We start from the raw sequence: 25859 nt of genomic DNA, 5'->3' as shown, positions 1-25859 counted from the left end.
GACCCGGAATGGGAAATCTCGCATGGTGAACCGGCTCCAGGAGCACCTCGAGGCCATCTACGGCTTCCAGTGCGAGGCGCGCGCCGAGGCCTTCCTCGTGCAGGACCCCGCGCTCGCGCTCGCGCTCGGAGGCACGGGGCGCAGCGAGGAGGAGCTGCTGGTGGGGCAGGGGGAGGACGGGCTCGAGCTCGCGCTCTGCTTCGCCCCCGGGCTGCTCGCGCGGCTCGAGGCCTATGAGGGCGGCCCCGTGCAGCGGCTGCTCGAGCGCGAGCTGGACGGCTACTGCCAGCTCGCCGAAGGGGTGAGCCACTTCCTCTACCTCGCGCGCAGCGCGGCCCACGAGCGGCGCGTCTCGCTGCTCGAGCTGGAGGCGCAGGCGGAGGTGGACAAGTTCGCGGTGTGCCTGCTGCACCGCTGGGGCGACGGGGTGGAGCGCTGGGCGGAGGAGCTGCTGGGGCGGCTCTTCGACCGGGTGCGCTACCGCGAGCAGCTCGCGCCCGAGGAGCGCTGGCGCTACCAGGAGGCCAACCGCGTCAGCCGCGCGTACTGCCGCAGGCTGATGGGGCACGTCTCGGCGCGGCGGCTCGAATCGCTGTTGCGAGAGCTGCGCTACGCCTACCGCCTCGGTGCCGGGGCGAAGCTGGACTACTTCGCCTGCGGCACCTGAAGCGGGGGACTACCCCTCCTTCGGGGCGTCCTCGGCGGCGTCGAACTTGCCCGAGAGGGCCTCGCGCACGTCGCGGTCGTACTTCACCTTGCCGGTGGCGATCTCGCGCAGGCTGAGCACCGGCGGCTTGTTCTTCGAGATCTCGATGATCGGGCGGGCGCCGGCCATCAGCTGGCGGGCGCGCTTGGCGCCGAGCAGCACGAGGGCGAAGCGGTTGTCCACGAGGGGGAGGCAGTCTTCGACGGTTACGCGAGCCATGGGGCAGGAACCTAAAGACCTACCCCCCGCCAGTCAAGGAAGGAACGAGGGGCAGCCAGGCAGCCAACGGCGTCTCTTTCAGGTTCCCGGCAGCGCGCCGAAGGCCGAGAGGTCCGGGCAGGCGCGCAGCTCGCCGGAGCCGCCGAAGGGGTCCCAGTTGGCGCGCTCGAACACCGTCTGGCCGGCGCCGTTCCAGCACTCCACGCTGCGCGCTCCGGCGTAGTCGCCGCTGAGCACCAGCACCGAGCCCGCGCCCCCCTGCGACGCCGTCCAGCGGCTGGTGATGTCCAGGGTCTCGAGCGCCGTGCCCGGGGTGGCCTGGGTGTCGCGGATGACGAAGTGCATCTCGCCGGGCCCGTCCGTGAAGGCGCGGTAGGTGTAGCGCACCTCGGAGGGGCCGGTGGTGCCGGCCGCGAAGTCGAAGATCTCCTCCACGCGCACCGGCTGGGTGAGGGTCTGGTAGCCGATGCTCAGCGTGTCCAGGCCGGAGAGGTCCCCCTGCGCGTAGCCGCGGGCGCGCGCCTCGGAGATGAGCAGGCTCACGCTGCCCTCGCCCTTGCGAATCCCGGCGGACGCGTTGAACTCGCCCTCGATGAGCGACCACCACGCGTCTTCGCCCTCGCCGGTGCGCCGGTACTGCAGCGAGTAGGTGAAGCGCGCGAGCTGCCGCGTCATGAGGAAGCGCACGTCCATGCCGGGGTGCTGCTTGTCGGGGTAGGGACCCCAGGTGCGGGCGCCCGGAGCGCGCGTGGTGGGCGGCACGCTGCGGATGCCCTCGAGCAGCGCGAGCAGCCCGTCCACGCCGCGGTTGAACTCGGTCGAGACGCGGCGCGTGTCCGCGTAGAGCTTGGAGGTCTCGCCCAGCGCGAGCGCGCTCACGCTCCCATCCAGCGCCGCCGCGTTCTGCGGCGCGTCCGGCAGGGCGGCGGCGAGCACCTTGCGCTCGGGCAGCGCGTTGAGGAACTCGAGGTCCTCGTTGGAGAAGTCTCCGCCGCAGCCGAAGGAGCCGAGGGAAGCGAGGACGAGCGCGCCGAGGAGGAGGTGTCTCATGGGGTCACCGGTTCAGAGGGCGTACGTGATCAGCAGCGCGCCCTCGCCGTAGCCGAGGGAGCGCTGTGCGTCGACGTCGTAGCGCAGGTAGTGGACGCGGCCGCGCAGCGTGAGATCCAGCCGCTCGAGGAGCCGGTAGCGCAGGCCCGCGACCACGCCCGGGCTCACCACGGCGTAGTGCTGGTCCGGCAGCGAGCCGTCCGTGAAGTCGCGCGCGAGCATGAGGTAGCTCAGCCGCGCGCCGGCGAAGGGAGCCCAGCGGCCCAGGGGCCACTCGGCCACGAGCGAGGTGCCGAGGCTGAGCACCGAGTAGCGGTACTCCGCGCCCTCGAGCGTGGGCAGCGCGAGCTGCGCGCGCGTTCCGCCCACCGCCACGTCCAGGCTCCACAGCCAGTCGCGGCGGAAGTAGTTCTGCAGCGTGGCCTCGGCGCCCACCAGCGGCACGGACAGGAAGAGCTGCTCGCGCGTGGGGCCGTCGAAGAAGGACTGGTAGCCGCCCGCGAGGCTCACCGTCCAGTGCGACTGCGAGCGCCGCAGCATCAGGCCCTTCACCGGGTCGTCGGTGAAGGGCGTGTCGCGCAGGCGGGACTCCTCGAGCACCGCCGTCTGCCCGCCGCGCACCTCCACCTCGCCCACGCGCAGGTGGTCCGGCAGGCGGCGCTTCACGCGGTAGCGCCCGGGCGCGAGCGCCACGCGGCGCTCGGCGCCTTCCGCCTTGGCGATCTCCGCCACCACGAAGCCGCGCCCGTCCACGAAGTAGTACGCGCCCGCGGGGGCGGCGCCGGGCAGCACGAGGCCCTCGGCGCGGCTCGAGAGATCCGTGAGCACGAGGTCGCCGTTGCCCGCGAGGTCGTAGCTGAAGGTGGGGTGCTGCGCGCCGGCCGCGCTCTCGGCGGTGTCCGCCACGGTGCGCTCGTACGCGTAGGAGTAGGCCTCGAACAGCGTCACCCGGCCGTCGCCCGAGCGGTCCGCGTCCCCGAGCAGCCCGCTGCCCAGGTGGTGGCTGAAGTAGCTGCCGCCGAGCGAGTCGGACTCCTGGCTGTCCTCGTCCGCGGCGCTGGAGGTGAGGATGACCAGGCCCTGTGCCTCGCGCGCGGGGCCGCTCTCCACCTCGAAGGCAGGGGCGCGGCGCGCGCCCTTCGTGCGGGTGAGCGCGCCGGAGCGGCAGGAGTCGAAGATGGCGATGCGGATGTCCGCAGGGGACTGGGCGAGCCGCGCCTTGAAGGCGGAGAAGGCGAGCTCGGAGCGGCCGAGCCGCAGCGCGCCGTCCTTCGCGTGGCCCGAGTAGTAGACGAAGAGGGCAGTGCGCTCGCCGCGGGCGCGGGCCTCGCGCGCGCGCACCTCGAGCGAGCCGAGCGCGGAGAGCACCTCGTCGGCGCTCGCGTCCAATAGGAGCCGCGAGTCCTCGGGCTGCACGCCGCCGAGCCGCGTGAGCAGCCCGTGCATCCTGCGCGCGTCCTCGCGGGCGAAGAGCAGGGGTTGCGTGCCATCTCCCCCGGAGTCATTCCCCGCCACGAGCGCGAAGCGCCGCAGCGCCTGCGCCGAAGCAGTGAAGGAGAACAGCACCACCACCGTGGCCAGGAGGGCGAAGAGTCCCCTCTCCCCCTGGGAGAGGGAAAGGGTGAGGGATGATCGCGTTTTCTGCGTCCCTCTCACGGCTTCACCAGCAGCCACTGCGTCTGCTCACCGGGAACGTCGAGCGCGCCCATCGAGGAGACGTTCCGACCGGCCCGCTCGAAGGCCCGTTCCGCCGCCGCGCGCACGCTCTCCACGGTGAGCGGCCGGCGGCTGCGCACGAGCACCACGCGCTCGAGGCCCGTCCCGGTGAACTCGAGGCTGTCGGGCAGGTACTGCAGGCCCGCGCCCACCTGTGCCGGAAGACTCTCCCCGGTCTCTGGGTAGAGCGCGCTCACCACGCCCGCAGCGTCCACCGACACGGCGAGCACGTATTCGCCCTGCAGTGCGGCGTACCCGAGGCGCACGCGCTCTCCGGCCGCGAGCGCCTCAGGCTCGCCGGGCGTGGCCACGCGCTGCTGCGCGCCCCCGGCACCGGCGATGCGCAGCTCGGATACCGCGTCGCCGCCCTTGATGCGGTTGCCATGCGTGGGCTCGCGCATCAGCTGCGGCACCACCGCCACGCCCACGAGCAGCACCGCCGCCATCGCCGCGAGCGGTGCGAGCCTGCGGCCGATCGGAACGGCCACGCGCTGCTTCGGGGCCGCGCGCTCGAGCACACCCGCCTCGAAGCGCGCGAAGGGCACCGAGGCCTCGAACTGCTCCTGCTGCGCGACGTGCGCCTGCAGCGCTGTGCGGCACGCGACGCAGCTCGCCGCGTGCTCGCGCGCTTCGTCCGCGCCGGCGAAGTTCCGCTCGCCTGCGTGCAGGCGGTGCAGCGTCCATGCGGAGGGATGCGTGCTCATCGCAGGGCCACCTCCGCGCCGCCGAGCGCCGCGAAGGTTTCCAGGCGCTTGCGGATGGTGGGCACGGAGCGCCCGAGCAGCGCCGCCACCTCCTCCAGCGTCATGCCGTCCACGTGGTAGTGCACCACCGCGGCTTGCGTCTCCCGGTCCACGCGCGAGAGCAGGCTGCGCACCAGGTCGCGCGTCTCGTGCACCTGCGGGCCGCCGTGCCCCTCGGGCTCGGCCGCCGCGTCGCGCTCGAACCACGCGCGCCACGGGGCGCGCTCGCTGCGCAGCTGGTTGAGGCAGTGGTGGGTGGCGATCTTCATCAGCCAGGTGAGGGGAGAGGCCTCGGCGCGGAAGGCGTCGGCATGCGTGAGCGCCCGGGCGAACACCTCCTGCATCGCGTCCTCCGCCCGGTCCGGGTCCTTCAAGAGGTAGCGGCAGCGCCCGTAGACGCTGCCGCCGTGGGTCTCGTACATCGCGCGCAGGAAGGCCTGCCGGTCGCCGTCGCGCGCTTCGCGACGGCCACCGACCACTTGCAACGCAGGCCGGGGGCTGGCCGTCACGCGCGCTCGACTCGGGGGGCTACCGGCTACGGCAGCGCGGCAGCGTACGACGCGGTGGTGAAGACGCAGTTGGCGTCCTCGGAGCCGTAGCCCGCGGGGGCGCCCGGGTACTGGGCGTTGTAGTAGCGGCTGATGAAGTTCGTGTCCCAGCACTCGCTCACGGTGAAGGCGCCGGCGCCCAGGTCACCGCCGGAGAGCCGCACGTCCGAGCGGCCCGCGCCGCCCGCCTGCCAGCGGCTCTTCACGGTCATGCGCTCGAGGCCCGGGTTCGCATCCACGTTCTTGTTCTGGACGAAGACGAACTCCCCACCGGCGCGCGGAGTGGCCTTGTAGCTGTAGTCGGCATCCACGCGGCGGCCGCTGTCATCGCGGATCTGCGTGAACTTCACCGCGACGCTCGCCTCGGCGCCGGGAGCGAGGCGCGAGTAGGTGAAGAGGCCCGAGCCCACGTTGTTGTCGTGCTCGGCAAGGGTCGCCCCCTTGTCCCAGTCCACGGTGAAGGTGCCCGAGCCGAAGTGCTTCAGGCGCGCCCCGGAGCCGTCGCGCGCGACGGTGTGCGTGCCGGAGAGCACCGTGACGTAGGCGGAGTCGTCCGCCGCCTTGGCCTTGCCCTCGAGGGCGTAGGTATAGGTGTCGTCCGCAGTGCGGGTGACGCTGAGCTTCCAGGTGTTGGGGGCGAGGTCGTCGGTGTACGGGCCCCAGACGGCCGTGTCGCCGCTCACGCTGGTCGGGGTGTGGTCGGTGATCTTCTCGAGCAGGGTGAGCACGGCCACCGTGCCGCCGTTGACCAGCGCCGTCGCGCCGCGGGTGAGTTGATAGAGGTCCGCGATCTGGCCCTGACCGCCCATCGCCTGCACGCGACCGTCGTTCACGCTCTGCCCGGACACGGACGGCACGTTCACGGCCGCCGTCTCGGTGGAGGGCAGGCCCTCGCGGAACGGCTCCCCCTCGTCCGCGGGCTGGCAGGCGGACAGCAGCAGGGCGGCGGTGGCACCAGACAGCAGGCTCTTGCGAAGCATCGATCTCTCCTCGGCAGCGCCGGCAGCATTGCCGGCCGCTTCCCAGCACGTCCCCCGGCGGGCCGTCCTGGTTTTCCCTATGGACACCGCACCCCCTAAAAACAGAAAGCGGACCGCGAAATAGGTCAAAAGCTGGGGAGTTTCGCGGGTTTGTGCGGCGGCCGGGGAATTCCGCGCCATTGTGCCCGATGCGGGAGGTCGTTGTCGCCTTGCCCGCTCGGACGCTGCACGGCCGTACAAGGGGCGCGCAGGCTCCCGGGAAATGACCCCGTCCCTAGCTTTGGCAAATGGAAAAGCGACACCCGAACCACCCTGGTGAGCTGGGCACCGACTCGACGCTCGCAGAGCGGCTGCGGCAGCCCGACGAGATCAACGCCCGTGCGCGCGCCATCGAGGTCCTCCAGGCGGCCGGGGTCCCGTTCGTGGTGGGAGGCGCGTACGCGTACGCGACCTACACCGGCATCTACCGGGACACGAAGGACCTGGACCTCTTTCCGCGCAAGCGCGACGCGCTGCGCGCGCTCGAGGTGCTGGAGAAGGACGGGTGGCGCACGGAGCGCACCGACGAGGTGTGGCTCTACAAGGCCTTCAAGGGCGAGTACTTCGTGGACTTCATCTTCTCCTCGGGCAACGGCATCGCGACCGTGGACGACGAGTGGTTCGAGCACGCCAAGACGGGCAAGGTGTTCGGCCACGAGTGCCTCATCGCACCGGCCGAGGAGGTCATCTGGTCCAAGGGCTTCGTCATCGAGCGCGAGCGCTACGACGGCGCGGACGTGAACCACCTCATCCTCAAGGCCGGGCCCCACATGGACTGGGAGCGGCTGCTGCGCCGCTACGACCGGTACTGGGAGGTGCTCTTCAGCCACCTGATGCTGTTCCGCTTCGCGTACCCCTCCGAGCGCGACATCGTGCCCGAGTGGCTGATGGCGGAGCTCATGTCCCGCACGCTCGACAGCGTGAAGGAGGGCAACTGGGACCGGAAGCTGTGCCGCGGCAACCTCATCTCCCGCGTGAACTACACCGTGGACATCGGGCACTGGGGCTTCGAGGACGGCCGCAAGTGGGACGAGGGCGAGCGCGACCAGCCGATGGACGACGTGCCCGCAGCTGCAGCGAACGGGCACTGAGCCGTCACGAGTGTCCCCTCTCCCTCTGGGAGAGGGTCAGGGTGAGGGAAGCGGATCCCGCACTCGCGTAACCCTCGCGCTCCGCCCTGGCCGGCGGTATGCATCCCCGTCACGGAAGACACGTGCCCTGTGGCCGCCGAGCCACATGGGACCGCTCTCGGGGAAGGCGCCAGATGTCCACCGCAGTGCCGATCGTGGTGCAGAAGTACGGCGGCTCGTCCGTCGCGGACGTGGAGAAGATCCGCAAGGTCGCGAGCCGGGTGAAAGCGACGCGGGATTCGGGGCGGCAGGTGGTGGTGGTGGTGAGCGCGATGGGCGACACCACGGACGAGCTGCTGGGCCTCGCGAAGCAGGTGTCGCCGGATCCGCCGCGCCGCGAGCTGGACATGCTGCTCACCTGTGGCGAGCGCATCAGCATGGCGCTGCTGTCGATGGCGCTGCACGAGCTGGGTGTCGCGGCGATCAGCTTCACGGGAAGCCAGAGCGGCATCATCACGAACGACGCGCACGCACAGGCGCGCATCGTGGAGGTGCGGCCCTACCGCATCCAGGACGAGCTCGCGAAGGGCAAGGTCGTCATCGTCGCCGGCTACCAGGGCGTCTCGTACAAGCGCGAGGTGACCACGCTGGGGCGCGGTGGCTCGGACACGACGGCAGTCGCCCTCGCGGCGGCGCTGAACGCCGAGGCCTGTGAGATTTACTCGGACGTGGACGGCATCTTCAGCGCGGATCCGCGGGTGGTGCCGGACGCGAAGAAGCTGGACCAGCTCACCTACGACGAGATGCAGGAGCTCGCGAGCGCGGGCGCGAAGGTGCTCAACGCGCAGGCGGTGGAGTTCGCGAAGGCGAAGGGCATCGTCATCCTGGCGAAGACGGCGCACGCGCAGGGGAGTGGCACGGCGGTGCAGGACCTCGCGGCTCCGGCGGACGTGCGCGTGCGCGGCGTGACGGCGGAGGCCGAGATGGCCGTGCTCACGGCGAGCAGCGAGGGGCGCGAGCTCGCGGAGTTGCTCGAGTTCCTCGACGCGCGCGGCGTGCGCGGGCGGGCACTCTCCTTCGACGGGCTCCCGGGCACCGGAGGCCGCAGCTTCATCGCGGTGCCGCTGCAGGACGTGCACGGACTGGAGGCCCTGGAGCGAGACCTGCGCGCCCGGTTCGGCACGCGCGTGGCGCTGCAGCAGGAGGTGGGCACGGTGACCTGCGTGGGCGCGGGGCTCAACGCGGACTGGGGCCACCTGCGCCGCGCGATGCTCGCCGCGGACGCGCTGGGAGCCCGCGTGCACGCGGTGCACACGTCTCCACTGCAGCTCTCGCTGCTCGTGGACAAGGCGCACCTCAAGCCACTCACGCAGCGGCTGCATGCGGAGTTCGTGCGCGGTTGAGGCTTCGTCGGCTGCTGTGGAATCCATGCGCTAGGGTCCGACCATGGGAATGACAGTGGTCTGGAGCGAGGCACTCGACCGACTGCGCGCGGCAGGTACGGAACGAGAGGCTCTGCAGGCCACGGCCGAGTTGATCGATGAGGTCGTCGACGGTGGCGTCGCAGTGGCGGAGGCGGCCGCGCCGGCCGCGGCGTCGATCATCAGCGACCTCGGCAATCGACGTGAATTCCGGATCTGCTCTCTCTGGGTACTCGTTGAGATTGCGCGATGTATCGGCCTCTGGGCCAAGACAGCACGGGGAAAAGATGCGCCGAACATCCGCGCAGCCGTCGAGCACGAGGCGCACGTCGCGAGCGTCCTTGCGACGGGTCAGCACGCCTACGTCAGCCTAATGTCCGACCACGAGGCAGACGTGAGGTCCATGGCGTACCTCCTGACCGGCCTCTGCGCGCCGGAGCCCGCGGTCGCAGCGCGATTGCTCGCCGAGCACGAGCGCGTCGAGACTCACCGTCTGGCCAGGGCATGCGCACGGCAGGGAGTGCTCGTAGCAGTGGCTCGGGCGAAGGCGGAGGAGCGCGAGCCGGCGCTCGTCGAGTCAGTTCGAGAGTACGTGCGCTCCGGTACTTCCGAGGACCGAGGGCGGCTACGACGAGTGGTCGAGGAACACTCGGGCGTGGGTCTGCCCCCGGCCGCACGTGAGGTGCTAGGCGCAACTGTCACGCTGCTGAGTGACCCAGAGGGGCCCTTCTGGCCGATCGAGAACCTCTGATGCCCCTCCAGCCGCGCCTCAGCCGGCAGACGCAGCCTGCTCCGGCGCACTCGCGCGCTGCGCCTCGAGCGGCACTGACGGCGCGGCAGCCTGCTCCTTGCCCGGCACGGACAGCCGCACCGGCGGCGCGCTCTCGCGCGGCATGACGAGCGTCTCGCCGCGTGCCACGTGCCGGTACACGGCGTCGTGCGCGGCGACCATCCGCTGCAGCGTCAGCTCGCGCTCCACGAACGCGCGGCCCGCGACGCCCATCTGCCGCGCCCACGCGGGCTCCTTGAGCAGCCGGCTGAAGGCATTGGCGAGGCTCACCGGCGCCTCCACGGGCACCACCAGGCCGCGCTCCTCGTGCTTCACGAGCTCGGGATTGCCGCCCGCGTGGGTGACGACCATCGGCAGCGCCGAGGCCATGCCCTCCATGATGGCGTTGCTCAGCCCCTCGTGCGTGGAGCAGAGGACGCCAAACGTCCCTCGCTCGTAGATGGCCGGCACGTCCGTGCGGTGCCCGAGGAAGTGCACCTTGTCCGCGACCCCCAGCGTGCGCGCGAGCAGCTCGAGCTCACCGCGCCGCGGCCCATCGCCCACGAGGTACGCGTGCAGCGGCTGGCCGAAGCGGTTCACCTGGGCCACCGCGGCGAGCAGGTCCTCCTGCCGCTTCACCGGGTGGTTCATGTTCGCCACGTGGATGACCACGGGCGCGCCCCGGGTGTCCGGCAGCGGCGCCTTGAGCCCCTCGCGGCGGCGCGCATCGAAGCGCGGCAGGTCCAGACCGTTGTGCACCACGCTCACGCGGTGCGCGGGGATGCCCTCGCCCTCCACGAGCATGGTGCGGATGAGCTCGGCGTTGCCGATGACGTGGTCCGCCATGCGGCTGAGCTGCGTGAGCAGCAGGCGCTGGGCCGGGTTGTGCCAGTGCGCGAGGTCCAGCCGGCCGACGATCACCTTGCACCCGGCGAGCTTCGCGGCGGGCACGGCGACGAGCGTCGCGGTGTAGTCGTGCACGTGCACCAGCTCGATCTTCTCCTTGCGCAGCCACGCCGCGAGCCGGGCGATCTGCAGGGCGGTGTTGGGGCGCGCGAAGCCGCCGGTGAGCGGGAAGGCGCGCGGCACGTGGCCGAGGCGCTCCACCTCGGCGAGCAGGGGCCCCTTGAGGTCCAGCACGCCCACGCTCACCTGGTAGCGGGCGCCGAGCCCGCGCAGCAGCTCCACGATCTGCACCTCGGTGCCACCGAGGTAGAAGGCGCGGGTGAACTGGGCGAGTCGGATGGGGGCGGAGGGCGCATCGGGGCGCACGGTGTTTCGAGAAGGCATTTCCAGGATCTCCGTCGCGTGCTGCAGACCGGCAACGCCTACATCGGGCTCCATGCCGGTGAAGAGTTCAGGGTTGGACCCCGCATCCAGGCGTGCGAAGGGCGCAACGTCGCGGTCCACCACGGCGTTGGGGCCGATGACCGCGCCCTCGCCGATCCGGATGGCGCCCACGAGCTTCGCGCCGGCGCCGATCTGCACGTGGTCTCCCACGCGCGGGGCCTCGGCGTCGCGCCACTCGCCGATCATCACGTCCTGCCCGATGCGGCAGTGCGCGCCGACCTCGGCGCGCGGGTGCAGGAACACGCCGCGGCCTCCCTCCTCGAGCACGGTGCCCTCGCCGATGCGCGCACCCAGCGGCAGGTGCGAGCGCGTGAGCAGGGATGCGGCGCTCTGGGTGAGCGAGGGCAGCATCGGCACTCCCCGCTGCTGCAGGCGCTGCGCGAGCCGCTGCAGGCGCAGGGCATCGAGCACACCTGGAGCCTCGGGCTGCACCGCGGGGTTCTCGGCGCTCATCACGGGCTCCTTCCGGGCGCGCGGAGGGCGCGCTCCAACGTCAGGCGTAGATCTCGTCCTCGTCGCCGGGCTTGCGCGCGCCGGCCGCGGGAACCTCGAACTGCGGGAACAGCTCGGGCGCACCCTGCGCCACGGCGTTGCCGTGGGCGCTCAGCTCGGGCTTCAGCTCGAGCGCGGCGGCCTTGAGCAGCTGCGGCGCGGAAGAGAGGGGCTGCGGCGCGTTGGCGCGGTCCTCGGGCGGCACGGCGCGGCCGGTGGCCTGCTCGTACTCGGTGGCCGGGTCGTTCATGAGGCGGATGACCTTCGCGGGCACGCCGCCCACGATGGCGCCGGCCGGCACGTCCTTGGTCACCACCGCGTTCGCGCCGATGACCGCGAAGTCGCCGATCTTCACGGGCCCCAGGATCTTCGCGCCCGCGCCGATGCGCACGTAGTCACCGATGGTGGCGCCGCCCTGCATCCCCTCGCGGCCGCCCACGATGACGAACATGGAGAAGAGGCAGTGGCGGCCGATCCTCGCCTGCGGGTGGATGAAGTTGCCCACGCCGTTGTAGCCGAACTTGGTGCCCTCGCCGACCTCGGTCGTGTAGGGCAGGTAGGCCTGGTACAGCAGCCGCATCATCTGCCGCACGAGGCTGGGCACCACCGGGATACCCAGCTGCTTCGCCTTGCGCCCCACCCGCTGCAGCCCCAACACGTCCATGTCACTCCCTCCCTGGCAGCGCCTCCTTGCGAGGCGGGGCAACGTAGGGACGCGCCTGGGGAGCGGCAAGGCCTGGCGGGAGAAGCGGGGCTCCCAGGATCTGCCCGGCGCGTGCACACCGTGGGCAAGACCCTGGAAGGACGGGCGAATGCGCCGCCTTGTACGCCGGTGCGAGGGCGCACCGGCGTCCAGGCAACTGACTACTCCGTGACGCTGGCGGAGGCGCCCGCGGTGCAGCCGGACTCCACCGCGCCGAGGTCCGGCGCCTTGCCGCAGTAGGGCAGGCCCAGGTCCACGCCGCGGTCCACCGCGTCGCTGCCGGGCATGAGCGCGGAGCCGCTCGCGAGCGCGTTTGCCGTCTGCACCGAGTGCGCGTCGTTGCCGGTGGCGCGCCAGGCGCTCAGCGGGTCGCCGGTCCACGAGGAGGACGGGGCGAACATGGAGCCCTCGGTGAAGCTCGCGCCGTTGAGGTACAGGTTGTAGTCCATGGCGAGGCCCGGGGTGAGGCTGCCCAGGTTCACCGCGGCGCGGGAGGCGAAGATGTTGTTCTTCACCACCGTGTCGTTGGACGCGCCGTTGGTGCCGTGGCCCACGCTGAAGGCGAAGCCCTCGGTGTTGGTGATGGTGTTGTTGAGCACGCGCACGTTCTGGCTGCCCTCGATGCGGATGCCGGTGCCCTCGGGGATGACGGTGTCGCGGATGCGGTTGCGGCGGATGGAGACGTTGCTCACCTGGCCGTAGTTGCCCTTGTTGCCGCCCACCGCGATGCCGAGCGCGGCGTCCGAGATGTCGTTGTCCTCGATGACCACGTCGCGCGCGCTCAGGTGCACGACGATCGCCTCACCGCGCGCCGAGGCCGACGTCCGGAAGCCGTGCATGCGGTTGCGGCGCACCGTCACGCCGAAGCAGGACTTGATGTCCACGGCGTTCTCGTCGTTCGAGTAGAGGTGGTTGCCCTCGATGAGCACGTTCTCGGCCGGGGGCAGGGTGCTGAAGCCCTCGGGCCCGAGGCACTGCACCGAGTCACCCGAGTTGCGGTGGATGTCGTTGTTGCGGACGGTGATGTCCTTGCTCGTGGGCGTGATGACGATGCCGTGGCTGTCGTCCGAGCCGCGCGAGAAGTCGTGGATGTGGTTGTTCTCGATGGTCACGCCCACCGCGTCGTCAGCGGTGTTCACGCCGCTGCCGAAGGCACCGTGGTGCAGCTCGCTGTTGCGCAGCACCGAGCCCTGCGTGGTGCCGGAGAATGTGACGGCGGCCTGCGCCTGGCCCTTCACGTCGAACTCGAAGCCGTCGATGACCCAATGGGGCCGCTGCACCTGCAGCATGTACCAGCCGCCGGAGACGGGGACGATCGTGGGGCTGCCCTCGCCCTTGAGGGTGATCTTCGCGCTCGCGGTGCCGGCCTTCGCGTTCGTGCCGATGCGCAGGCGCTCCGCGTAGGTGCCGGACTGCACGCGCACGACCTCACCGGGACCCGCCACGGTGATCGCCTTGCCGATGGTGCGGAAGGGCGCGGCCTTGCTGCCCGCGGAGGCGTCGTTGCCCGAGGGGCTCACGTACCACTCGCGCGTGTAGCTGGGCTCCTGACCGGGCGTCGTGGGCTGGACGCCCGCGCCGGTGCCGGGCGTCACGGTGCCGGGCTGCGAAGGGGAGGGCGACAGGCCCGTGGGGTCCTCGGTCACGGTGCCGGTGCCCTGCTGATCACAGGCGGCTACTCCCAGAGCGAGCGAGCACGTGAGCAGGAGGCTGTGCAACTTCGTCATGCGTGGACACCCTTTCGTGTTTGAGCGCCCGCCTGAACGCGTCCCGCACGTGCCTCATTCGCCCGCGCTCCCCTGCCGGCCTGCAGGGCAGGGCGGCGAGTACGATGTAGGCCTCCGAACGCAGCAAGGCCCCGGATTCACCCACAGCGGGGGTGAAGCCAGGGCCTCGGGGACCGGAGCGGACGGCTAGCGCTTCGTCAGCGCGCTGAGCGCCTTGAGGCGCGGATCCAGCTCCTGCTTCGTGCGGCGCTGATCCGGCGTCTCCTTCGGCAGCTCCACGAAGGTGCACATCTCGCACAGGCGGCTGTAGATGCGCTCGCCCACCCGATCGCGCAGCAGGAGCTCGGGCTCGGCGGCCGCCTGCTTGAGCCCTTCACTGGACTGATAGCCCGCGGCCGTGCGCACGCTGCGCTTCTCCGGCGCGAGCGCGTAGTTGGTCGCGAAGAGGGTGGTGCGCTTCGCGTTGTAGCGGCGCGAGATGAGCTCATCGAGCGTGTCCAGCTCGAACTGGCTGCCGCGCCCCTTGCCCAGCTCGTCGATGGCGAGCACCTCGACCTCGGAGAGGGGGCCGATGATCTCGCCGCCGCTCTTGCCGTCCTTGAAGCCCTTGCGGATGGTCGCGTAGAGGAACGAGATCTCCACGTACTGCGCCTCGGCGCCGCCCTCGAGCACGAGGTGCGCGAGCGTCGCGGCGAGCAGGTGCGTCTTGCCCGTGCCCACCGGGCCGCTGAGGATGAAGCCCTTGTTGTCGCCGTCGCGCTTGTAGTGGTGCGCGAAGTCCATCGCCACGTGCTTGGCCAGCTCCGCGGGCGCGCTCGAGGCGCGGTAGTTCTCGAAGGCCGCGTGCGCGAGGACGCCGGGAAGCTCCACCTGGTTGAAGCGCGCGATGCGCCGGCGCAGGAGCGCGCAGCTGCAGGGCACCAGCACCTCGTACTTCTTCGGGCCCACCTTCGAGCTGAAGGTCTCCTCGCGCACCGCGTACACGCTGCCGGTGCCGTTGCACGCGTCGCAGCGCTCCGAGCACTCGCAGGCGCGCGCCAGCGCCCGCATGTCCCGCCGCTCGATGACGTACTTCCTGCCTGCGCACCGGGCGCAGCCCTCTGTGCTTCGCGTGTTCTGCATGTGCACGGACTCCATAGCAGAGGCTCCCCGCGGGCGCACCCGCCCCTCCCGGAGGAGGAGGGGACTGTCAGAGCTCGGTCAGCCCCAGGCGGCGGCGCACCAGCGCGATCAGCCGGAAGCGGCGCGAGAGCCGGCGCGAGCGCGCGCTCAGGCCCGCCTGGCTCGTGGGGTCTCCCTGCGCCTCGCGCCACAGCGCGCGGCGGTTTCTCCAGGGCATCGCGCGCAGCAGCAGCGCGAAGGCGAGCGCCTCCTGCCGGTCCGCCTGCGAGGGCTCCTCGGGCACCTGCACCAGCACCCGCTCGAGCAAGAGCGCCACGCGCTCGGTGAGCGCCGGGGCCTCCACCGCGAGCTGCGCGAGCGTGGCGCGCAGCCGCAGGTGCCGCGTCTCCTCCCACGTCTTCGCCTTGCGCTTGCCCGCGCCGCTCTCGGGCTCCTCGGTCCCCGTGCCTCCGGCCGCGCGCTGCAGGTAGCGGCGGATCTCCGCGTCCACCTGCCGCCGGCACGCGCGAAGCGAGCGCAGCAGCGGCTCTCCGGGGCGCGCGTCGAACTGGGCCTTCTCCGCCGAGCGCGCGATGCCGCGCGCGACCACCTCGAAGGGCACCTTCGCCTCGGCCCAGCTGACCAGGAGCTGCGCGTCGAGCGCGCTGAGCATCAGCCCCGCACCACGCACGGCGAGGAAGTAGTCCTGCACCAGCTCTTCGAAGCTGGCGCCTTCGGGAAGGAGGCTCATGAGGGGAACGGGCGGTGGATGTAGGGCCGGAGCTGAGCAGGCAAGGAGACGAGCGACGGCCGTTCTCTACCAGCCCGGACGGACATTCCACAGCACCCCTGAAAAGAGTTGGTGATGCCTTCCTCGCCGAGCAAGCTGGCACCCTCGGTTAGTTGACCGCCTCCTGGCCATTACGCATCATGCGCCGGCTTTTCTCCTGAAATTCCCGAGCAGTCCCGGCCACTTGCCATGTAGGGAAGTGGGCGAGCGGCCCTCGGCTCAAGCGATAGGATGACCATGCGCCGTTCGCTCTTCCTCAGCCTCGTGCTCCTCGCCACGGTGTCCGTGGCGCAGGACAAGAAGGCCCCGCGCGATGCCGACCTCGGCAAGAAGGCGGCGACGTCCGTCGACAAGTCGCTCGCCGGTGACATCAGCCGCACCAAGGCGGCGGCGGACAAGGCCGTCCCGCTGCAGTACGACCAGTTCCGCCTCGGCGTGGAGCTGCAGGTCGCGAGCAAGCGCCGCGAGCAGATCGAGAGCCTGAAGAAGATCATCTCGCTCTCCGCGGACCAGAAGGAGGCCCCCAGCCTGCACTTCCGCCTGGGCGAGCTCTACTGGGAGGAGGCCAAGTTCTTCTTCATCGAGGCGAACCGCAAGGACGACGACCTCATCGCCGCGATGAACCGCAACGACGCCGCGGGCCAGAGCCGCGCGAAGGCGGACAAGGCGGAGCTGCTCGCGCAGAGCAAGAGCTACGGCAAGCTCGCGGTCGAGCAGTACACGAAGATCGTGCAGGAGTACCCGAAGTTCGAGCGCACGGACGAGGTGCTCTTCTTCCTCGGCCAGTACCTCATGGAGAACGGTGAGGATCGCAAGGCGCTCGTCGCCTACAAGCGGCTCATCGAGAAGTTCCCCAAGAGCAAGTACGTGCCGGACGCGCACCTGGCCTTCGGCGAGTACTACTTCAACAACTCGAAGGGGAAGCGCGAGGAGCTGGAGAAGGCGCTCGCCAGCTACAAGAAGGCGGCCGAGTACCCGGAGAACCAGGTCTACGCCTTCGCGCTCTACAAGCAGGGCTGGTGCTACTTCAACCTGGCCGACTACGCGAACGCCAAGGACAAGTTCAAGACGGTGGTGCTCTACGGCGAGCTCGCCGGCGCGCAGGCCGTGGAGAAGGACGGCGGCAAGAGCGGCAAGGGCACGCTGGTGCGCGAGGCGCGCGGCGACTTCGTGCGCAGCTACGCACGCGAGGGTGACGCGAAGGCCGCGCGCGACGAGTTCGGCAAGGTGGCGAGCACGCCCGAGGACCGGTTCACCATGCTCAAGCAGCTGGCGAACCTGTACTACGAGGACGGCAAGGACCGCGAGGCGGCGCTCACCTTCAACACGCTGATCAAGGAGAAGCCGCTGTCCCCCGAGGCCCCCGGCTTCCAGGGCAAGATCGTCGACTGCGTGCTGCGCATGGGCAACAAGGAGCGCACCGTGGGCCAGGTGCGCCGGCTCGTGAAGATCATGAACGACGTCGAGAGCTCCGGCGTCATCAAGAGCGACAAGGACAAGCAGGCGCTGGCGGACGCGCGCGAGCTCTCCGAGCGCACGCTCTCCAACCTCGCCGTCACCTGGCACAACGAGGGCAAGAAGACCCGCGACGAGGAGACCTTCAAGTACGCGGACATGATCTACGGGGACTACCTCACGCTGTTCCCGGAGAACCCCAAGGCCTACGACCTGCGCTTCTTCTGGGCCGAGCTGCTCAACGACAACCTGCAGCAGTTCGAGAAGGCCGCGGAGAACTACACGCTCGTCGTGCTGCAGGACGCGAAGAAGCTCGAGGCGAAGGACCCGAAGGGCAAGCCCGCGCCGCAGAAGGCCGGCAAGTGGCTGACCAACGCCGCCTACAACGCGGTGCTCGCCTACGACGAGGTGGTGAAGAAGCTCGAGGAGAGCGGCCAGCTCAAGACCGAGACCGGCTCGGACATCCAGAAGAAGGTGGCCATCCCCGGGCCGAAGCAGGCGCTGCTGGATGCCTGCGAGCGCTACATCCGCTACGTGCCCAAGGGCGACAAGCGGGTGGAGATCGAGTTCAAGGCCGCGAACATCTACTACCGCTACAACCACTTCGACGAGGCGGTGCTGCGCTTCAGCGAGATCGCGCTCAACTACCCCGAGTACAAGTTCGAGAACGGGGAGCGCGCCGCCGAGATCGCCGCCAACCTCATCCTGGACTCGTACAACCTGCTGCAGGACTACGCGAAGGTGAACGAGTGGGCGCGCCGCTTCTACAACAACGACAAGCTCGCCAGCGGCCCCTTCCGTGACCAGCTCGCGCGCCTCATCGAGCAGTCCAGCTTCAAGCTGGTGAACCAGCTCGAGGCCAAGGGCGAGTTCGCTCGCGCGGGCGACGCCTACCTGACCTTCGTGGCGGAGTTCCCGAAGTCCGAGATCGCCGACAAGGCGCTCTACAACGCGTCCGTCGACTTCTTCAAAGCGAAGATGGTGGACCGCTCCATCCAGACCCGCCAGCGCATCATCCAGAGCTACCCGCGCTCCAGCTTCATCCCCGCCTGCATCTACGCGAACGCGGAGGCGCTCGAGGCGATCGGCGACTTCAGCGAGGCGGCCGAGGCCTACGAGCTGTACGTGCGCGGCTACGAGCGCAGCATTGACGCGAAGGGCGGTATGAAGAGCGGCGGCGGCGCGAGCAAGGCCGCGCACGCCCGCGCCCGCGCGCAGGCGAGCCGCAAGAAGGCGAAGGCCCAAGCGGCCGCCGCGGCCGAGCCCGAGAAGAAGGATCCCGTGCAGGTGTGGGAGGAGCCCAAGGCGCAGGTGGCCCTGTTCAACGCGGCCACCTACCGTGACGGGCTCGGCCAGTACAAGGCGGCGCTGAAGGACCGCGAGCACTTCCTCGAGCTGTGGCCCAAGAGCAAGGACGCGGAGAGCGTGTTCCTCTCCATCGCGGACCTCTATGAGAAGAGCGGCGCCTACGGCCGCGCGCTCAAGCAGCTCGAGGACTACGAGCGCGAGTACATGCGCTCGCCCAGCAAGGTGCTCGAGGCGGAGGGCCGCATCGCGGCCATCTACGAGCAGAAGCTGCGCCGCCCGCGCGAGGCGAACCGCATCTACAACCGCGTCTACGACTACTTCGAGAAGCTGCCGCGCCGCATCCGCAAGGAGCTGGACAAGCCGGCGCTCGCGGCCGTGGCCCGCGCGCACATGCTGCGCATCGAGCCGGACTACGCCCAGTTCGCCCGCCTGCGCCTGTCCTGGGGCCGCCCGGCCTCGCCCGAGGCCTTCAAGGCCAGCATCAAGGAGAAGAAGAAGGCGCTGGACGTGGTGCAGCGGCTCTACGTGGAGACCGTGCAGCTGGGCGCCGCCGACTCCGGCATCTGCGCCCTGCACCGCCTCGGCCTCGCGTACGACAACTTCGCGGACAAGGTGATCAACGCGCCCATGCCCCCGGGCACCGACGAGGCCATGCGCGACGCGCTCAAGGAGCAGTTCACCACCGAGGCGCAGCCGCTCAAGGACCAGGCCACCGAGGCGCTCAAGAGCGCGGTGGCCAAGGGCCACGAGCTGGACGTGTACAACGACTGCTTCGCCAAGAGCCTGCAGCTCTTGCGCACCACCTACGCGCCCGAGCAGTTCCCCGAGGTCCCCGAGGACAAGCTGCCGCTGCTCAACGTGAAGCACGCGGTGGCGGTGGAGGGCGGCGGGCTGCTCAGCGACATCCAGCCCGTGCCGGCCGCGACCGTGCAGGCCCCGCAGAAGGCGGCGGAGAGCCAGGACCTGCGCGAGGACCTCGAGGCCCTGACCAAGCAACTGCGCGCCAAGCAGGCCAGCACGCCCGCGGCGGAGCGCACCCAGACCCCTGACGCAAAGACTGCCTCGGACAAGGCCAAGAAGGCCGACTCCGAGGAGCCGGAGGACTTCCTCTAATGCTGCGCACCCTGATCACCCGCTCCTGCCTCGTCGCCCTCGCGGCGCTCGCCGCCACCGGCTGCTCGGCCTCCAAGGCCACCAGCAAGGTCGCGCCCGGGGCCACCGCGGCGCGCCCGCAGGCGGAGGCCGCGCCCGAGATCTCCAACCGCGCGAAGCTGCTCTTCGAGGACGCGGTGAAGAGCTTCGAGGCGCAGAAGAAGGCGAAGGCCTTCGACTACGCCTCGCTCGAGCGCAAGTTCCGGCTCGCGCAGGAGGCGGACGGCAACCTCGCCGAGGCGGACTACAACCTGGGCGTCATCGCCGAGCGCCAGGGCAAGCTGCAGGAGGCGCGCGCCCACTACAACGACGCGCTCAAGAAGAAGCCCTCCCTGCGCCAGGCCTCCGAGAACCTCGCCGTGCTCACCCAGAACAGCGGGGACGTGGGCGGCGCGGTCGCGCTCTACCAGGACATCCTGCAGCGCTTCCCGGACGATGCCTCCGCGCGCGCCCGGCTCGCGGAGATCTACCGCCAGACCGGCGACCACGCGAAGGCGATGGAGTTCGCGCGCGCCGCCCGCATGCGCGACCCGCAGTCCATCGCGGCCTACAAGGTCGCGATCCGCAGCTACCTGGACCGCAAGCAGTTCTCCATGGCGAAGCTGGAGCTGCTGCGCGCGGTGAAGCTGGACGAGAGCGACCCCGAGCTGCCGTACCTCGGCGGCCTCATCTTCCAGGCCGAGGGCAAGCCCGAGGACGCGCGCCTGCAGTTCGTGCGCTCGCTCGAGGCGCGTGCCGACTACCTGCCGGCGCACGTGCAGCTCGCGCAGCTCGCGCTCGCAAGCGAGAACTACGCGGGCGCCGAGGAGCACCTGCGCCGCGTGCTGCAGGCGGACGGCAAGAACGCCGCCGCGCACCTGGACCTGGGCGTGGCCTACAAGGGCCAGGGCCAGTACGACAAGGCGATGCAGGAGTACGACGAGGCGGAGAAGCTCGACCCCGAGCTGCCCGCCATCTACCTCAACCGCGCCATCGTCCTGCACCGCGCGAAGGACGCGCCCGAGCGCGCGATCGAGCTCTACAAGAAGTACCTCGCGATGAACGGCGGGGACGTGGCGCTCAGCGCCGAGGCGCCCGTGTTCGCGCTGCTCAAGGACGCGGAGGCGGCGGTGCAGACCAAGGCCGAGGCCAAGCGCGCGATGGAGGAGGCCGCGAAGATGGAGGCCGCCCAGGCGGCGCAGGACGCCAAGATGAAGGCCGCCGAGGCGAAGTCCGGCGAGCCTGCGGGCCCCGCTCCGGCTCCCGCCGCAGCGCCGGCCACCGGCGGCAAGGTGACGCCCGCCTCGGGCACCGCCGCTCCCGCGCAGGTGCAGCCCGCGACGCAGAAGACGCCGGTGGGACCCGTGGCGCCGGTGAAGCCGAGCGAGCCTGCGAAGAAGAAGCAGGCCGCGGATCCGGACGAGCCTGAGGACGCCCTCTAAGGGCTGTGTGATCGGGTGGGGCCCCCGCCGCCGCTGTGGGTGTGGGCCGAAGGGCAGTCGGATGGGCGCGGAGTAGGGCGGGGCTGGCGGGAGGGGCGCCGAAGATGCGAGAACGTTGTGGTGGAGGACGTGGAATGCGGAAGGCAATGCTGACGTGCGTGCTGTTCCTGGCAGCCCCTGCTGCGCTCGCCCAGGATGCGAAGGGCGGCGACAAGGCGGCGGCGACGAACCCCGGTGAGGGCAACGTGCGCTACTCGAAGACGACGACCATCGACTTCGAGGACGACACCATCGAGGGCGACCTGACCAAGCCCGATGGCGAGTACATCGAGGCGCGCAAGAAGGTGAAGCACTCGAACCTCATCCGCGTCCGCGAGGACTTCGAGGACAAGGTCATGCAGTCGGTGGGAGAGCTCTAGGCCATGGCCGTTCCTCTGACGCTCAAGGTGTTCAAGGGCGACGCGCTCGTCGCGACCAAGGACTACGAGCGCGACATCATCAAGATCGGCCGCCTCTCCAGCGCGCACCTGTGCCTGGACGACGAGAAGGTCAGCCGCATCCACTCCGTGATCGAGGTGGCGGGCGACGGCAGCCTGTCCATCATCGACATGGGCAGCGTGGAGGGCACCTACGTCAACGGCAAGCGCGTCAACAAGGGGCAGCTCTCCTTCGGTGACGAGATCCGCCTGGGCGCCACCACCATCGTGGTGGAGAACCCGGCGGCCTTCGCCGCGGCGAACCTCTCCGCTGCCGCCGCGACCAACGCGGGCGCGACCGACCCGGTCGCCTCCGTGGCCGCGCCGGTGGACGCGCTCGCCGCGGGCCTCGCGAACGCCGCCAGCGCCGCTCCCGCGAGCGCGCCGGTGATGGCGCCTGCCGCCATCGACGCCTCCTTCGCCTCCACCGAGAAGCACGCGGTGGTCGCTGCGGCGCCGGCCGCCGCCGTGGCCCCTGCGGCCGCTCCGGTGCGCCGCGTGCGCCCGGCGACCCGCAAGGCCACCGGGCCGCAGGGCCTCGCGGTGCGCCTGTCGTGGGGCGACCAGCGCGTGGGCGACTTCTTCCTCGCTCCCAACCAGAAGCACGCGTTCACGGTGGGCAGCGCCGCCGGCGTGGACTTCGTGATGGGCGAGGGCAAGCTGGGCGCGCCCCGCTTCGAGCTCGTGCGCGCGGACGCGCAGGCGGGCTTCAGCGTGCGCTTCACCGGCAAGATGAAGGGCGAGCTCACCCGCCGCGGTGAGACGCTGGACCTCAAGGCCGTCATCGAGAGCGGCAAGGCCACCCACGAGGGCGAGGCCTACCAGCTCTCGCTCGAGGCGGACGACCACTTCTGGGCGGACCTGGGCGGCGTGACGCTGGAGCTGTTCTTCCAGCAGCAGCCCAAGCGCGTGGCGGTGCCCGTCAGCGAGTCGCTCGACTTCACCGTGGTGAACATCTTCCTGGTGACGTTCTTCCTCGCGGCGCTCTTCGTGGTGAGCGCGATGAACCGCAACGCCGAGGGCGACCAGTACGCGGACGAGCTCAACGACAACTCGGCGCGCATCGCCAAGCTGATCATCAAGCCGCCCGAGACCCAGAAGAACAAGTTCCTCGAGCAGCTCAAGACGCAGAAGGAGCAGAAGAAGAGCGGCGAGATGGCGGCCAAGGCCCGCGGCGACGAGGGCCAGATGGGCAAGAAGGACGCGCCCAAGACCGGCAACCGCACCGCGCCCAAGGGCGACCCGTCCAAGAAGGACGAGGCGCGTGCGCTCGCGGCGCGCGTGTTCGGCAGCGGCAAGGGCGGCGTCTCCACCATCTTCGGCAAGAACGGCCTGGGCGGTGAGCTCAAGAGCGCCATGGGCAACATGTTCGGCGCCAAGGCGGGTGACTCCGGCGGCTTCGGCGGCCTCGGCCTGCGCGGCACGGGCAAGGGCGGTGGCGGCACCGGTGACACCATCGGCATCGGTGGCATCGGCACCAAGGGCCGCGGCGGCGGCACCGGCACCTACGGCACCGGCGTGGGCGTGCTCGGCGGCAAGCAGAGCACGGACATCGGCATCGCCTCGTCGGACCCGGTGGTCATGGGCTCGCTGGACAAGGAGCTCATCCGCCAGGTGATCCGCCGCAACATCGGGCAGATCCGCTTCTGCTACGAGAGCCTGCTCAACCGCTACCCGAAGCTCGCCGGCAAGGTGCCGGTGAAGTTCGTCATCACCGAGAGCGGCACCGTGGCCTCCTCGCAGCCCAGCGGCTCCACCTCGGGCAACGCCGAGCTGGACAGCTGCGTGGCGGGCCGCGTGCGCACCTTCGTGTTCCCCAAGCCCAAGGGGGGCGGCGTGGTCGTCGTGACCTATCCGTTCATCTTCAAGGCCTCGGGCGAGTAGTCGGCGCACAGCCTCGCGGTAAGTTTGGAGGGCGGCCTCATGCGGGGCCGCCCTTCGTGTTTTTGGGGCCTGTGTGGGTGTGCTTTTGGCCGCGCATCCCGAGCATCGGCTGCGCTAACCTTCGCGCCCGCATGAACGTCTTTGTCCCGTCGCTGCTCACTGGCCTCCTGCTGCTCTCCACCGTCGCGAACGCGCAGGGCGCAGAGGCGCCCGCCGCTGCCCCGCAGGACCGCGCCGCGGTGACCTTCAACGAGATCGAGCGCGGCCTGTACTTCGGCCTCGGCGCCGGTCCCTTCTTCCTCTCGAACCCTCCGTCCGAGACCGGCCCGCGCCCCTTCTCCTCGGGCCTGCACACCCAGGTGTCCCTGGGCGTGGACCTGGGCACGCGCCTGTCCATCGAGGCCTTCCTGCACGTCTCCAGCAGCCGCGCGGGCGCCGAGTACACCGGCAACTCGGGCGGCAGCGTCTCCGGCGACTTCACCACGCTCGCTCCCGGAGCAGCCCTGCGGGCGCGGCTCGTCGGCTTCGCCGACAGCCAGGAGGTCGTGCGCACGTGGATCTACCTGCGCGCCGGCGCGGGCTACGCCATGTTTTCGCCGAAACAGCTCCTCCCCGACTCCGACATTCTGGTGTTCGGCGGTCCCGGAGTGGAGTACTACACCCGCCTACGGCATTTCTCGGTGGGTCTCGAGGTGACGGGCACTTATCTCGTCAGCGCCGGGACTTATGGGTTCGCGGTGACGCCGAACCTTCGATACGCGTTTTAGCGGGAGAGTCACGTGGCACAGGAGAACGGTAGCGGCGGGCCGCGCGGTGGTGGACGCGGTCGCGAGGGTGGTGCGCCGGGCGCAGGTCCCGGTCAGCGGCGCGAGGGTCCCGGCGGCGGCTTCGGCGGCCCCGGTGGCGGGCGCGGCGGTGGCTTCGGCGGCGGTCCCGGCGGTGGTGGCGGGCGCGGCGGCGGCTTCGGCGGTCCGGGCGGACGCGACGGCGGCCGCGGGCGTGGGCGCGGTGATCGCCGCGACCGCGACGAGGGCGGCAGCGGCCCCGGCTACCGCGTGGTCGCGGAGCTGAGCACGCTGGAGAAGGCGCTCTCCAAGAACGACTTCGCGGCCCAGAAGGCGCCGCTCGAGGCGATCGTGCGCGCGCTGCGCCCGCTGCGCCTCAAGTCGCTCGAGGACCTGGACCTCGGCACCCGCGGCAAGCTCATCACCTCGCTGCTGCGCACGCAGCGCCAGCCCAAGCCGCCCGCGCCCGAGGCGCCGGCTGCCGAAGGGGCGGCGAGCGAGGCGGCGGCCTCCGAGGCTCCGGCTTCCGGGGCTCCTGCGGCGGAGGCTGCGCCCACCGAGGGCGCGGCTGCCGAGGCGACCTCCGGTGATGCGGCGGCTGCGAGCGAGGCTCCGACCGAGCCCGCGGGCTCCGAGACGCCGCCGGCCGCTCCTGCGGCGCCGGCCGCGGACCCCGTGCGCGAGAAGTACACCGCGTACACGGACGTGATGTTCCTGGTGGGCCAGGCCTGGCGCGCCGCCGGCGAGCGCGAGCGCGCGGAGCCGGCGTTCGCGGCGGCCGGGCGCCAGCCCCGTCCCGAGGACGACGCGCCCCCTGCTGCCGCAGCATCCGGCGGCGCCGAGCGCAGCGCGCGCGGCGAGCGCCCGGAGCGCGGGCCTCGCGGCGAGCGTCCCGAGCGGGGCGCGCGCGGTGAGCGTCCCGAGCGTGCGCCTCGCGGCGATCGTCCGGAGCGCCCCGAGCGCGCGGCCCGAGGCGAGCGCCCGGAGCGCGAGCGCCGCCCGCCGCTCGAGGAGTTCACCGGCCCCTGGGAGGAGCAGGTGAAGCAGCTGGAGGCCGCGGGGCGCACCCGCGATGCCGCCCGCATCCACGAGCGCAACAACAGCTTCGCGGAGGCGGTGCGCCTCTTCGAGGCGGGCGGAGACCTGAAGAGCGCCCTGCGCGCCGCGCTCGCGGGCAAGGACACCGAGGCTTCGCGCCGGCTCGTGGGCACGCTGCCCGCCGACCAGGTGCCCGCCACGCTGGAGAAGGCCGGCGCCTACGAGCTCCTCATGGAGCACTACGTGGGCAAGGGCGACTTCGAGAACGTGGCGAAGCTCTACGAGCGCGCCCGCCAGCACGACCAGGCGGCGCTCGCGTACGAGCGCGCGGGCAAGTACGGCCTCGCGCGCAAGGCCTTCGAGCGCGCCAAGGACATGGCCGGCGCAGGCCGCGTGCGCGGGCTCGAGGTGAAGGGCCTGGTGGAGCGGGGGGATCGCCTCGGCGCCGCCACGCTGCTCGCCGGCGCGGGCCAGCGCCGCGAGGCGGTGGAGCTGCTCTCCGCGCTCCCGCCGCCCAAGGCCTTCCACTTCCTGCAGCGCCTGAAGCTGGACGAGGAGGCGCAGACGCTCGCGCGCTCCGAGCTGGCCAAGGCCGAGGCCGAGAACAAGCCCGCGGGCCGCGCCCGCTGGCTGGAGCTGCTCGGGGACAGGGCCGCGGCGGCGGACATCTGGGAGCAGTCCGGGCGCAAGGACAAGGCGCTCGCGCTGCACGAGGCCATGGGCAACACGGCGCGCGCCGCTGCGCTCGCCGAGTCGCTCTCCCTGCGTGACAAGGCGATCGCGCTGTACACCCAGCTCAACGACGCGGCGGGGCTGGAGCGGGCGAGCGCCCTTCCCACGGCCCCTGCCCAGCCGGCCGAGCAGGCCCCTTCCGCTCCCACGGTAGACGAGCAGGAAAGCCAGTAAATACCGCCGC

Annotated in this window: 21 protein-coding genes; 10 read left to right on the top strand and 11 right to left on the bottom strand. The window is 71.0% G+C overall.

From position 1 onward, the window contains the following. The first annotated feature begins 22 nt into the window (after window positions 1–22). Window positions 23–667 carry a hypothetical protein gene (locus FGE12_RS08925; RefSeq protein WP_153866000.1) on the top strand — a complete coding sequence of 215 codons (645 nt, stop codon included), beginning with the start codon at window positions 23–25 and terminating at the stop codon, window positions 665–667. Window positions 668–676: 9 nt separating this feature from the next. Here FGE12_RS08925 and rpoZ read toward each other — a convergent pair whose 3' ends face one another. The 6 genes from rpoZ to FGE12_RS08895 form a co-directional block, all read right to left on the bottom strand. Beyond that, window positions 677–925, bottom strand: a complete 249-nt coding sequence (rpoZ, locus tag FGE12_RS08920; protein WP_153865999.1) for a DNA-directed RNA polymerase subunit omega — start codon at window positions 923–925, stop codon at window positions 677–679. Between the two features lie 78 nt (window positions 926–1003). Next, window positions 1004–1975 (bottom strand): hypothetical protein, encoded by a 972-nt coding sequence (locus FGE12_RS08915; protein WP_153865998.1) that lies wholly within the window; start codon window positions 1973–1975, stop codon window positions 1004–1006. A 12-nt stretch (window positions 1976–1987) separates the two neighbouring features. Further along, a complete protein-coding gene (locus FGE12_RS08910; RefSeq protein WP_370458928.1) occupies window positions 1988–3541 on the bottom strand; it encodes a caspase domain-containing protein in 1554 nt (517 codons plus the stop codon). A gap of 86 nt (window positions 3542–3627) precedes the next feature. After that, window positions 3628–4395, bottom strand: a complete 768-nt coding sequence (locus FGE12_RS08905) for a DUF4384 domain-containing protein (RefSeq protein ID WP_153865997.1) — start codon at window positions 4393–4395, stop codon at window positions 3628–3630. Then, complete coding sequence (locus FGE12_RS08900) at window positions 4392–4943, bottom strand: RNA polymerase sigma factor (protein ID WP_370458927.1); 552 nt, start codon at window positions 4941–4943, stop codon at window positions 4392–4394. Before FGE12_RS08900 ends, FGE12_RS08905 begins: the two co-directional genes overlap by 4 nt. Window positions 4944–4969: 26 nt before the next feature. Then, complete coding sequence (locus tag FGE12_RS08895) at window positions 4970–5962, bottom strand: hypothetical protein (protein WP_153865996.1); 993 nt, start codon at window positions 5960–5962, stop codon at window positions 4970–4972. Between the two features lie 287 nt (window positions 5963–6249). Between FGE12_RS08895 and FGE12_RS08890 the strand changes: the two genes are divergently transcribed. From FGE12_RS08890 to FGE12_RS08880, 3 genes are all read left to right on the top strand, one after another. After that, window positions 6250–7092, top strand: a complete 843-nt coding sequence (locus FGE12_RS08890; RefSeq protein WP_153865995.1) for a nucleotidyltransferase — start codon at window positions 6250–6252, stop codon at window positions 7090–7092. 185 nt (window positions 7093–7277) lie between these two features. Continuing rightward, window positions 7278–8474: an aspartate kinase gene (locus FGE12_RS08885; protein ID WP_194797782.1), complete on the top strand. Its 1197-nt coding sequence runs from the start codon at window positions 7278–7280 to the stop codon at window positions 8472–8474. 43 nt (window positions 8475–8517) lie between these two features. Next, window positions 8518–9243: a hypothetical protein gene (locus FGE12_RS08880; RefSeq protein WP_153865993.1), complete on the top strand. Its 726-nt coding sequence runs from the start codon at window positions 8518–8520 to the stop codon at window positions 9241–9243. Window positions 9244–9261: 18 nt separating this feature from the next. Here the strand turns inward: FGE12_RS08880 and FGE12_RS30900 are convergent, their stop codons facing one another. The 5 genes from FGE12_RS30900 to FGE12_RS08855 form a co-directional block, all read right to left on the bottom strand. Then, window positions 9262–11064, bottom strand: a complete 1803-nt coding sequence (locus FGE12_RS30900) for a glycosyltransferase (protein WP_153865992.1) — start codon at window positions 11062–11064, stop codon at window positions 9262–9264. 40 nt (window positions 11065–11104) lie between these two features. Further along, window positions 11105–11524: a serine O-acetyltransferase gene (locus tag FGE12_RS30895; RefSeq protein WP_370458956.1), complete on the bottom strand. Its 420-nt coding sequence runs from the start codon at window positions 11522–11524 to the stop codon at window positions 11105–11107. Window positions 11525–11967: 443 nt separating this feature from the next. Then, window positions 11968–13533 carry a nitrous oxide reductase family maturation protein NosD gene (locus FGE12_RS08865; RefSeq protein WP_153865990.1) on the bottom strand — a complete coding sequence of 522 codons (1566 nt, stop codon included), beginning with the start codon at window positions 13531–13533 and terminating at the stop codon, window positions 11968–11970. A gap of 186 nt (window positions 13534–13719) precedes the next feature. Then, window positions 13720–14655 (bottom strand): ATP-binding protein, encoded by a 936-nt coding sequence (locus FGE12_RS08860; protein WP_153865989.1) that lies wholly within the window; start codon window positions 14653–14655, stop codon window positions 13720–13722. 67 nt (window positions 14656–14722) lie between these two features. After that, a complete protein-coding gene (locus FGE12_RS08855) occupies window positions 14723–15385 on the bottom strand; it encodes a hypothetical protein (protein WP_153865988.1) in 663 nt (220 codons plus the stop codon). 276 nt (window positions 15386–15661) lie between these two features. Here FGE12_RS08855 and FGE12_RS08850 point away from each other — a divergent pair, with 276 nt between their 5' ends. The 6 genes from FGE12_RS08850 to FGE12_RS08820 all read left to right on the top strand — a co-directional run bounded on the left by FGE12_RS08850 (window position 15662) and on the right by FGE12_RS08820 (window position 25849). After that, complete coding sequence (locus FGE12_RS08850) at window positions 15662–19300, top strand: tetratricopeptide repeat protein (protein WP_153865987.1); 3639 nt, start codon at window positions 15662–15664, stop codon at window positions 19298–19300. Further along, window positions 19300–20760 (top strand): adventurous gliding motility TPR repeat lipoprotein GltE, encoded by a 1461-nt coding sequence (gene gltE / locus FGE12_RS08845; protein WP_153865986.1) that lies wholly within the window; start codon window positions 19300–19302, stop codon window positions 20758–20760. The genes FGE12_RS08850 and gltE overlap by 1 nt, the downstream gene beginning before the upstream one ends. Before the next feature lie 134 nt (window positions 20761–20894). Beyond that, a complete protein-coding gene (gene cglF / locus FGE12_RS08840; protein WP_153865985.1) occupies window positions 20895–21179 on the top strand; it encodes an adventurous gliding motility protein CglF in 285 nt (94 codons plus the stop codon). Between the two features lie 3 nt (window positions 21180–21182). Then, window positions 21183–23120, top strand: a complete 1938-nt coding sequence (gene gltG, locus FGE12_RS08835) for an adventurous gliding motility protein GltG (RefSeq protein WP_153865984.1) — start codon at window positions 21183–21185, stop codon at window positions 23118–23120. Between the two features lie 131 nt (window positions 23121–23251). Then, on the top strand, window positions 23252–23887 hold the full coding sequence (gene cglE, locus FGE12_RS08830; RefSeq protein ID WP_153865983.1) for an adventurous gliding motility protein CglE: 636 nt from the start codon (window positions 23252–23254) through the stop codon (window positions 23885–23887). A gap of 12 nt (window positions 23888–23899) precedes the next feature. Then, complete coding sequence (locus tag FGE12_RS08820; protein ID WP_194797720.1) at window positions 23900–25849, top strand: DEAD/DEAH box helicase; 1950 nt, start codon at window positions 23900–23902, stop codon at window positions 25847–25849. Window positions 25850–25859: the final 10 nt, after the last annotated feature.

This window comes from Aggregicoccus sp. 17bor-14 (assembly GCF_009659535.1).
Taxonomy (GTDB): Bacteria; Myxococcota; Myxococcia; order Myxococcales; family Myxococcaceae; genus Aggregicoccus.
Note: the sequence above shows the minus strand (reverse complement) of the source record. Positions and strands in the feature narration are given on the sequence as shown.